We start from the raw sequence: 9,345 nt of genomic DNA on the forward strand, positions 1-9,345 counted from the left end.
ATGCCAGTAAATTACCATCACATAGTATGAAAATAGCCCCTTTTCTTGTTCATGGCTAATTTGTTAAACTTATGGCCCATTTATTTTAAGTTGCAACTGTGAATTTAATCCCTGAGTCTCCGCTGCAAAAAATCACTTGTTCGATGCTGAGTGAACAAAGAATATCTTTATTGATAAAACGTGACGATCTTCTGCATCCGTTAATAAGCGGCAATAAATGGCGAAAATTAAAATATAACTTAACTGCAATGAAAACAGAGGGTAAAACAGAATTAGTTACTTTTGGCGGTGCTTTTTCAAATCATATTCATGCCTGTGCTGCTGCAGGAAAGCAATTCAACTTAAAAACCCACGGCATTATTCGCGGCCCTGAACTTGATCGACACAACCCCACCTTACAGTTTGCTAAGCAATGCGGTATGCAGCTTCACCCTGTAACACGTATAGAATACCGAGAGCGAAATACTCCAGATTACCTAGCTCAGTTACAAGCATATTTCCCCAATGCATATATATTACCGGAAGGTGGCACTAATAAAGCCGCCTTGCTAGGTTGTAGAGAACTCGCTCAATCATTACCTCACACTGATTATGTTTTATGCCCAACCGGTAGTGGCGGCACATTAGCAGGACTGATTGAAGGCTGCGATAAGACCACTCAGGTTTTAGGGGTTGCGGTATTAAAGCAAGCAGATTATCTAGTGGATGAAATCAAATCTCTTAGTGCAATTGCTACGCAGCAGCAAAACTGGCAATTACTCACCGCGTTTCATGATGGTGGCTATGGTAAATTTAGCCCTAAACTTTGGCAGTTTTGCCAAATGATGCAAACCCAACATAAATTACCACTTGAGCCTATTTATTCAGGAAAAATGATGTATGCATTATGGCAATTAATCGCACAAGGCTACTTTCCAGCAGGTAGCAGGATCGTTGCGATTCATACCGGCGGTCTGCAAGGCTTAGATGGACTGCGTTACCGCCAGTTAATAGATTAATTAACCATTACATTAGTAAACTCTTGCAAAGGCTCCGTAAAATAAAATCCTTGCGCGCCAATGACGCCCTGTTTTTTAAGCATATTGAGCTCTTGCTGCGTCTCAACACCAACACCGTATACGGGTAAGTTCACTCGCTCTGCACTGGCTACAATTTGGCGCACCACTTTTTGCTGCGTTACATTTTTATCAATGTCGTGGATTAAATCATAGCTAAGCTTGAGTCCTTTGATCCCTTTGTAAGGCGCTAATAAAGCGATTTTATCGTGCGATGAAACATTATCAATTGATACTGAGCTCCCCACTGATTTAATTGTACTAAAAGCAAAATTCAATCGCTGTTGATGTTGATAAAAATCCACCTCCGATATCTCAAACTGTAGTTTATCAGCGCCTTTTACATTTTTCATTCTCTGTCCAAACCAGCGCCAATAATCATCAGAAAACCAATTAAATGCGTGTAAGTTAATACTAACGGTTAACGCACTTGTTTCACTTTCTAATAACTTAACAACTTGATCCAATACTGTTTTATCCAATAAAACAATCGCTGAATCATTTTTTAGTTGAGGAATAAATTGCTTAGCAGAAAGCATCCCTAAAGACTTATGACGAACCCGGATCAAAGCTTCATGCTGTAAAATATCACCACTGGCGAACTCAAATAACGGCTGAAAAAACAACATAAATTTCTTTTTGCCAATGTAATCAGCTAAGTTCTCATCGCTATTTGCCAGCACCGTTGAACGCGTATGGTTAAACGGTACCCGATGAGTATGCTGCCATGGGCTTTGTTTTGCTAATGCGAGTGCTGATTTAGTTAGCTGATAAACCACAGTTTGATCGGCACCATCGCGGTAATTACATACGCCTATTTTAATTTCTTTGCGAGATAAATCACCGCGATAAAGCAAAGAAGCCTGATAAATAATTTGATGCAAGCGCTTAGTGTAAGCATCGATATCAGGTTGAGGTATATTCTCCAAGGTAATTGCCAGACCTCCTGAAGATAACAACTTAACTGATACCCGAGATAACTCTTTAAAACCTTTGATTACAATAAGTTTAAAGTGGCTTTCTAAATCAACGTTATCTGGAAATGGCCGTGTCCAATAAAGTAAAGCAAAAAGGTGGTTATGATTATTTTGGATACCGTACATTGCGGTAATTGCAACATCGTCTGCGGAACTTAATTTACGCTTGGCTGTAAGTACTTTTGTACTATTAATTGCAATATCATTTAGTGCTAATTTAACCACATCTTTAGGCGCTTGTTGGCTGCTTGATACTTTACTACCAGTTAATAATGCAATTGAATCTACGCCATCGCGCTGTTTAAATAGCAGACGCCACCAGCGATAACTCCAAATAGCAGCGCCAATCATCACTAGATTTAATAAAATAAATAGCGGACTTTCTACAACCCAAAAAGGCAAATGATAAAGCTTTAAACTAACTGTTTTATATTTAAAGATATCACTATCTTGGGTCATAAAAGCAGAAAAGTGAAACGACTCATGGGCTGATTCAAGCATAAAACCATGACTTTGAGCAAGTGCGGCAATGATCTCTTTATCTGCAATTGGCTTTAGTTTGAGGCTATAGACTTGCTTAGCTAATTGACTCCCAGTGATGTGTACTTTTTGATGCAATATCTCCCCTAACAAGAGATTAAATACTGTTAGTAAAAGCATAAAAGCAATCACATAAATACTTAGCATCCGTACTTGTGCATTTTTAAATTGAGTCACCATGGCTGTTACGCTATTTGTATGAATAGCTAAAGTGTTGTTCAAGATCCTTATAAACACAAGGCTACAGCATGATTAAAGATGGTTTTAAATGCTATAAATATAGTAACAAAGCCAAAACTGACGCTTTTTTAGAGACCTAGGACAGTACACGTTCTAAATAAAAATAACTCTCACTCCATAGCATTTGATAGCTGTTAACTAAAAAAACTCCAACATAAAAGAAAAATAGCGGTCAGCTCCCTCTATTCACCAGCTCTTACTATTTTGTAATATTCAGACTACAGCACACTATAAAAACAAAAAAGCCGCTTAAAAGCGGCTTTTCAGGGTATTTTTAAACATTTTCATTTTTGTCTTGAATTAGAACGGGATATCGTCATCAAAATCGATAGGTGGTTCCATTGGATTTGATGCGCCGCCTTGCGGAGCACTTTGTGGCTTAGGTGCAAAACCACCTTGCGCTTGTCCACCACCTTGTGGAGCATAGCCGCCACCTTGGTATTGATTACTTTGCTGTGGTGCTGCCGCTGGTTGCTGACGAGCTGCTGGCGCTTGTTGTGGCGCTGGTGCATACCCACCGCTTTGCTGTGGTGCACTTTGCTGCTGAGCATACCCACCACCTTGTTGTGGTGCGCTTTGCTGTTGGCCGTAACCACCTTGAGATTGACCACCGTGGCTTTGCTGTTGGCCACCTTGGTAACCGCCACTTTGTTGGTCGCCACCACGGGCACCTAACATTTGCATTTGACCAGTGAAACCATCCACTACGATTTCAGTGGTGAATTTCTCTTGGCCTTGTTGGTCAGTCCATTTACGGGTTTGAAGTTTGCCTTCAACGTAAATTTGTGAACCTTTACGGCAATATTCACCAACAATTTCAGCTAACTTGCCAAAAAACACAACACGGTGCCATTCTGTTTTATCAACCATTTGACCGGTGTTTTTGTCTTTATAGCTATCTGACGTAGCTAGAGTAATATTCGCTACACCATTGCCGTTAGGCATATAACGTACTTCTGGATCTTGACCTAAATTACCAACCAAGATTACTTTGTTCACACCGCGTGCCATGGACCTTTCTCCTATAAACGTTATATTAAACCAGCCACTTTGCGGGCTTGGTCTAGGTCAAATTCTTTATCATCAATCTTTAAATAACTGCGATTTTCATCACAGACTACTGTTGCTTCAATTACGCCTGGTAAAGCAACTAAACGAGAAGCAAGGGTTTGCGCTTGCTGCTCGTTACTTAATTCTGTCATTAAGCTTATCATTTTACTGCGTGGCGGGACTTGCATATTCCACGCAAGGATAAGCCATATTACCCCAACAACTGCGGCTGCGGCAAACACTGCTTGCGGCGTTGTTGATTGCGCAACGTAACCGCCTAAAATACCACCTAAAAATGCACCAAAAAATTGTCCTGACGAAAACACTCCCATCGCCGAGCCTTTTTGGCTAGCAGGTGCTAAGCGCGATACTAATGCCGGCATTGTCGCTTCTAAAAAGTTAAAGGCAACAAAATACGCCAGCATACACATCGCCATGCCGATGATTGAGTCAACACCAATTGCCATTGCCAACATACTTAGAGCGAGCACTGCGATAGAGCCAACAAATGCCTGTTTCTCTTTTTCTTTGCGGATCGCAATGATCATCACTGGCGCCATTAATAAAAATGCCAGTAATAAAACGGGAATATATACTTGCCAATGCGCTTGTGCTGCTAAACCTTTGGCAATTAACTGCCCAGGTAAGGCGACAAAAATCGTCGTCAAGGTCAAATGTAATAGCATCACCCCTAAATCTAAACGCGCTAATTGCGGGTGCTTAATGAGTTTTTTAATATCGCTAACGCTTGCTAAGGTATCGCCTTTGGGGGCTTTACTAACCGCTTTGGGGACCAAAAACAACACAATAAAAATACCCGCAACAGCCAAAATAGCAGTTAACCAGAACACTCCAGCAAGACCCCACGCTGCGGCAACCATTGGACCAAGTAACATAGCAATAGCAAAGCTCATGCCTATGCTCATACCAATCACGGCCATCACTTTTGGTCGTTGCTCATCGCGGCTCAAATCAGAAGCAAAAGCTAATAACGAGCTGGCAATTGCGCCCATCCCTTGTAATGCTCGCCCTAACGTGACCATTTGCATTGAATCAGCCGTGGCAGCAATCACCGAACCGATGGCAAAAACAGTTAAACCGCCAACAATGACTTTTTTACGGCCAATTTTATCCGATAACCACCCCATGGGAATTTGTAACACAGCTTGTGTTAAACCATAGGCGCCAATCGCAAAACCAATCCATATCGGTGAAAATCCTGATAATTCTTGCCCATAAATCGCCAATACTGGCATCAACATAAATAGGCCAAGCATACGAAATGCAAACACACTCGCTAAGGAAACTGCGGCGCGTTTTTCTCGTGAATTGAGTGAAGAAGCTGTCATGATTCGCGTGTTCTTGCTGTCTATTAAAATTTGAGCAGGGATTCTACCACAAGCTTACAGAGAAATAATCGTCCCAATGCGATGATTTTTCATTGATCAAGGATTAATCTTCGCACGTATTATGAGATACTCAGTAAATCAATTTGGTAATGAAACGAGATAGCATGGAAAACATTGAAGTCCGAGGCGCCCGCACGCACAATTTAAAAGACATCAGCCTAACCATTCCCCGTGATAAATTAATTGTTATCACCGGTCTATCTGGTTCGGGTAAATCGTCTTTAGCATTTGATACCTTATATGCAGAAGGGCAGCGTCGGTATGTAGAATCTTTATCGGCCTATGCCAGACAATTTTTATCTTTAATGGAAAAACCTGATGTTGATCATATTGAAGGGTTGTCGCCGGCAATTTCAATTGAACAAAAATCAACGTCACATAATCCCCGCTCCACCGTTGGCACCATTACCGAAATATATGATTACCTGCGCTTAATGTTTGCCCGTGTCGGTGAACCGCGTTGCCCTACTCACGATTTGCCACTCGCTGCACAAACTGTTAGCCAAATGGTCGACACTGTGCTGGCGTTCCCAGAGGGCAGCAAGCTGATGTTGCTAGCCCCTGTTGTGAAAGAGCGCAAAGGTGAGCACGTTAAGTTGTTAGAGCAACTAGCCAGCCAAGGTTATATTCGCGCCCGTATTGACGGGGAAGTATGCGACCTTTCTGATCCACCGACTTTAGAACTACATAAAAAACACACTATTGAAGTCGTGGTCGATCGTTTTAAAGTGAAAGATGGCTTACAACAGCGTTTAGCCGAATCGTTTGAAACCGCGTTAGAGCTGTCAGCAGGTGTAGCAACTATTGCATCGATGGATGACGCAAACGCCGAAGAGCTGCTGCTCTCCGCCAACTTCGCTTGCCCAACATGTGGCTACGCCATGACCGAACTTGAACCTCGGTTATTCTCATTTAATAATCCGGCAGGCGCATGCCAAAGTTGTGATGGTTTAGGGGTTCGTCAGTATTTCGACCCAAATCGAGTGATTCAAAACCCAGAGCTTAGTTTATCTGGCGGCGCCATAAAAGGCTGGGATAAACGCAGTTTTTACTATTTCCAGATGCTACAAGCCGTTGCTGAGCACTATAAATTTGATTTAGAAATGCCATTTCAGGAACTATCTAAAGATGCTAAAAAAATCATTTTAGACGGTTCTGGCGATACAAAAATTGCTTTTAACTACCGCAACGACCGTGGCGATCTGATCACTCGTAACCATGAGTTTGAAGGCGTGTTAAATAACATGAACCGCCGCTATCGTGAAACAGAATCAAATTCCGTGCGCGAAGAGCTGGCTAAATATCAAACCAGCCAAGCTTGCCCAAGTTGTAAAGGGTCGCGCCTTCGCCAAGAAGCGCGCAGTGTATTTATCGGTCAGACTAACTTACCCGCTATCACCAGTATGAGTATTGGTGAAGCGATGAGCTTTTTTGAGCAACTAAGCTTAACGGGCCAAAAAGGCCAGATAGCTGAGAAAATCTTAAAAGAAATTCGCGACCGTTTATCGTTTTTGATCAACGTAGGGCTAAATTATCTCTCTTTAGAGCGCAGTGCTGATACTTTATCTGGCGGTGAGGCTCAACGTATTCGCTTAGCCAGCCAAATTGGCGCAGGCTTAGTAGGCGTAATGTATGTACTTGATGAACCATCGATTGGTTTGCATCAACGCGATAATGACCGTTTACTGCAAACGCTAATCCATCTACGCGACTTAGGTAATACCGTGATTGTGGTAGAGCATGACGAAGATGCCATACGTGCCGCCGATCATATTATTGATATAGGTCCTGGAGCTGGCGTGCATGGCGGTTATATCATTGCCCAAGGTACTCGCGATGACATTTTAGCTAGCGAAGAGTCAGTAACAGGGCAATTTTTATCTGGCCGACGCAAAATTGAAGTTCCCAAAGAGCGTCATAAAATCAACGATAAGTGGTTAGAGCTGTTTGGCGCTAGCGGTAATAACTTAAAAAATGTCGATTTAAAAATACCTTTTGGTTTAATGACATGTATTACTGGCGTATCAGGCTCTGGTAAGTCAACACTTATCAACGACACCTTATTTAAACTTGCTCATACCGAACTAAACGGAGCAACCACCGCCGAAGCCGCACCGTACAAAGCAATTAGTGGCCTTGAGCATTTTGATAAAGTTATCGACATTGACCAAAGCCCGATTGGCCGTACCCCACGCTCAAACCCAGCCACATATACCGGTATTTTTACTGGCATTCGTGAACTGTTTGTGGGCACGCAAGAATCTCGCTCTCGTGGTTACAAAGTCGGTCGCTTTAGCTTTAATGTAAAAGGTGGCCGCTGTGAAGCTTGCCAAGGCGATGGCGTGATCAAAGTCGAAATGCACTTTTTACCTGATGTATATGTGCCATGTGATGTCTGTAAAGGGCAACGTTATAACCGTGAAACGTTAGAAGTGCAGTATAAAGGCAAAAACATCCATCAAGTATTAGAAATGACGGTGGAAGACGCACACGACTATTTTGATAAAATACCCGCCATTGCGCGTAAACTAAAAACCTTAATGGATGTGGGCCTGTCTTATATTCGCTTAGGCCAAGCCGCGACAACGCTCTCTGGTGGTGAAGCGCAACGGGTTAAACTCGCCCGCGAGTTATCTAAACGTGACACAGGTAAAACCTTATACATTTTAGATGAACCAACCACAGGCTTGCACTTTGCTGATATTGAACAATTATTAGTAGTACTGCATCGCCTGCGTGACCACGGTAATACGATTGTGGTTATTGAGCATAATCTTGATGTAATAAAAACAGCCGATTGGATCATTGATCTAGGTCCCGAAGGTGGTGCTGGCGGCGGTGAGATCCTCATTGCAGGCACGCCGGATGAAGTGGCCGAATGTGAGCGTTCACATACTGGCCACTATTTGAAACCCCTATTATCAAAATAGGGTTTTCGCTTTATGTACTAAGGTTGGCCGGTGTTAAGATACATAAAAATTGCCAGATGGCGTGCAAACAAACAGCTGAGGCAACAACAGCAAAATTTGCAACCTCATAAACTGCGCTTTTATGAGCAAGGTAAAGCTATTTGGTTTAATCTTAACACCGCGCAAAAGCTCTACTTATTGGCGTTAATCTGCCTAATTATCTTTCAAAGTGGTTGGCTATGCGCCAGTATCACTATCGTAGCGCTTACTATTGAGTTTTGGCCAAAGTTCAATAAGCTCTGGCATTCACTTGCTGGCAAAGCACTTATACTTATTTTCTATGCCAGTATCGCCAACTTTGTACTGGCCAATGCCAGTGGCATTGTAAATAATGTAACTCATGTTTCAGCAACACATTTTAATTACACCCATAATTTTGCCACGCTACTTTATTTACCACCCTGGGCGTTGGGCATCTCTCTATCAACATTACTATTATTACAATTGATATTGCCGTTCTACATTTTTACGCTCTTAATCATCAAACCGTTTGGTTCACAGCGGGTAAAGTTTATTAGCCAAAGCTATTCACCTTTGCTTACCGCTTCTATACGGTTTTTTTTATCAACGATTGTAATAATCAATCTAATGTCTTTTGTTGATGACAAAGATACCGGTGCCGTTTTTGATGACATAGTAAGCAACTTCGTCAGCAGCAAGCAGCTCTCAAGTCGAGCACTAACAGAGCAACAAGAAGTTGAAGTTGTAGAAGAGCTCAGCCAAAAAATACATGGGCAACTACCAAGTGAAAATATTACCCAAACACCTCCCACACTGCCAGTAACTCCGACGGAAGAAGATGAAACCACTCAATCCGTACGATTATTCTTTAACACAAAAGGTTACTTTGAACGCAGCAAACGGTTAATTGCTATGTTTGCTTACACCTACGAAGCAGACCAATACTCCCGTTGCAAAAAATCTGACGACAGTAAAGCGATTGAGATTAACGACTACGAAATTGTTGAAATTGCACCAGATAACAGCAAACCTTACGGTTACAGCTTTACGGTAAAAGCCTGCCAATCGCCGGGCATTAAAGCGCCATAGCTGGCTACGGGCTACGGGCTACGGGCTACGGGCTACGGGCTACGGAAAATACTAA

Annotated in this window: 6 protein-coding genes; 3 read left to right on the top strand and 3 right to left on the bottom strand. The window is 42.3% G+C overall.

Features of this window, described 5'->3' with window-relative positions; all coding sequences use genetic code 11:
- Nucleotides 1–143 precede the first annotated feature (143 nt).
- Nucleotides 144–998, top strand: coding sequence for a 1-aminocyclopropane-1-carboxylate deaminase/D-cysteine desulfhydrase (locus H5183_RS14980; protein ID WP_182732060.1), 855 nt, complete (start codon nt 144–146; stop codon nt 996–998).
- Here H5183_RS14980 and H5183_RS14985 read toward each other — a convergent pair.
- The 3 genes from H5183_RS14985 to H5183_RS14995 form a co-directional block, all read right to left on the bottom strand.
- Nucleotides 995–2,794, bottom strand: a complete 1,800-nt coding sequence (locus H5183_RS14985) for an EAL domain-containing protein (protein WP_145238575.1) — start codon at nt 2,792–2,794, stop codon at nt 995–997. The two genes, H5183_RS14980 and H5183_RS14985, sit on opposite strands and share 4 nt — an antisense overlap.
- Nucleotides 2,795–3,112: 318 nt before the next feature.
- Entirely contained in the window at nt 3,113–3,823 is a 711-nt protein-coding gene (ssb, locus tag H5183_RS14990; protein ID WP_145238572.1) for a single-stranded DNA-binding protein, read from the bottom strand.
- A gap of 20 nt (nt 3,824–3,843) precedes the next feature.
- Complete coding sequence (locus tag H5183_RS14995; RefSeq protein ID WP_145238569.1) at nt 3,844–5,211, bottom strand: MFS transporter; 1,368 nt, start codon at nt 5,209–5,211, stop codon at nt 3,844–3,846.
- A gap of 164 nt (nt 5,212–5,375) precedes the next feature.
- On the opposite strand from H5183_RS14995, the gene uvrA reads away from it, so the two are divergent.
- Complete coding sequence (uvrA, locus tag H5183_RS15000; protein WP_145238566.1) at nt 5,376–8,201, top strand: excinuclease ABC subunit UvrA; 2,826 nt, start codon at nt 5,376–5,378, stop codon at nt 8,199–8,201.
- 30 nt (nt 8,202–8,231) lie between these two features.
- Nucleotides 8,232–9,290 carry a hypothetical protein gene (locus H5183_RS15005; protein WP_145238563.1) on the top strand — a complete coding sequence of 353 codons (1,059 nt, stop codon included), beginning with the start codon at nt 8,232–8,234 and terminating at the stop codon, nt 9,288–9,290.
- The last annotated feature ends 55 nt before the right edge of the window (nt 9,291–9,345 follow it).

Origin of the sequence: Pseudoalteromonas sp. SR44-8 (assembly GCF_014163635.1) — a bacterium.
In the GTDB taxonomy this organism is placed as follows: Bacteria; Pseudomonadota; Gammaproteobacteria; order Enterobacterales; family Alteromonadaceae; genus Pseudoalteromonas; species Pseudoalteromonas rhizosphaerae.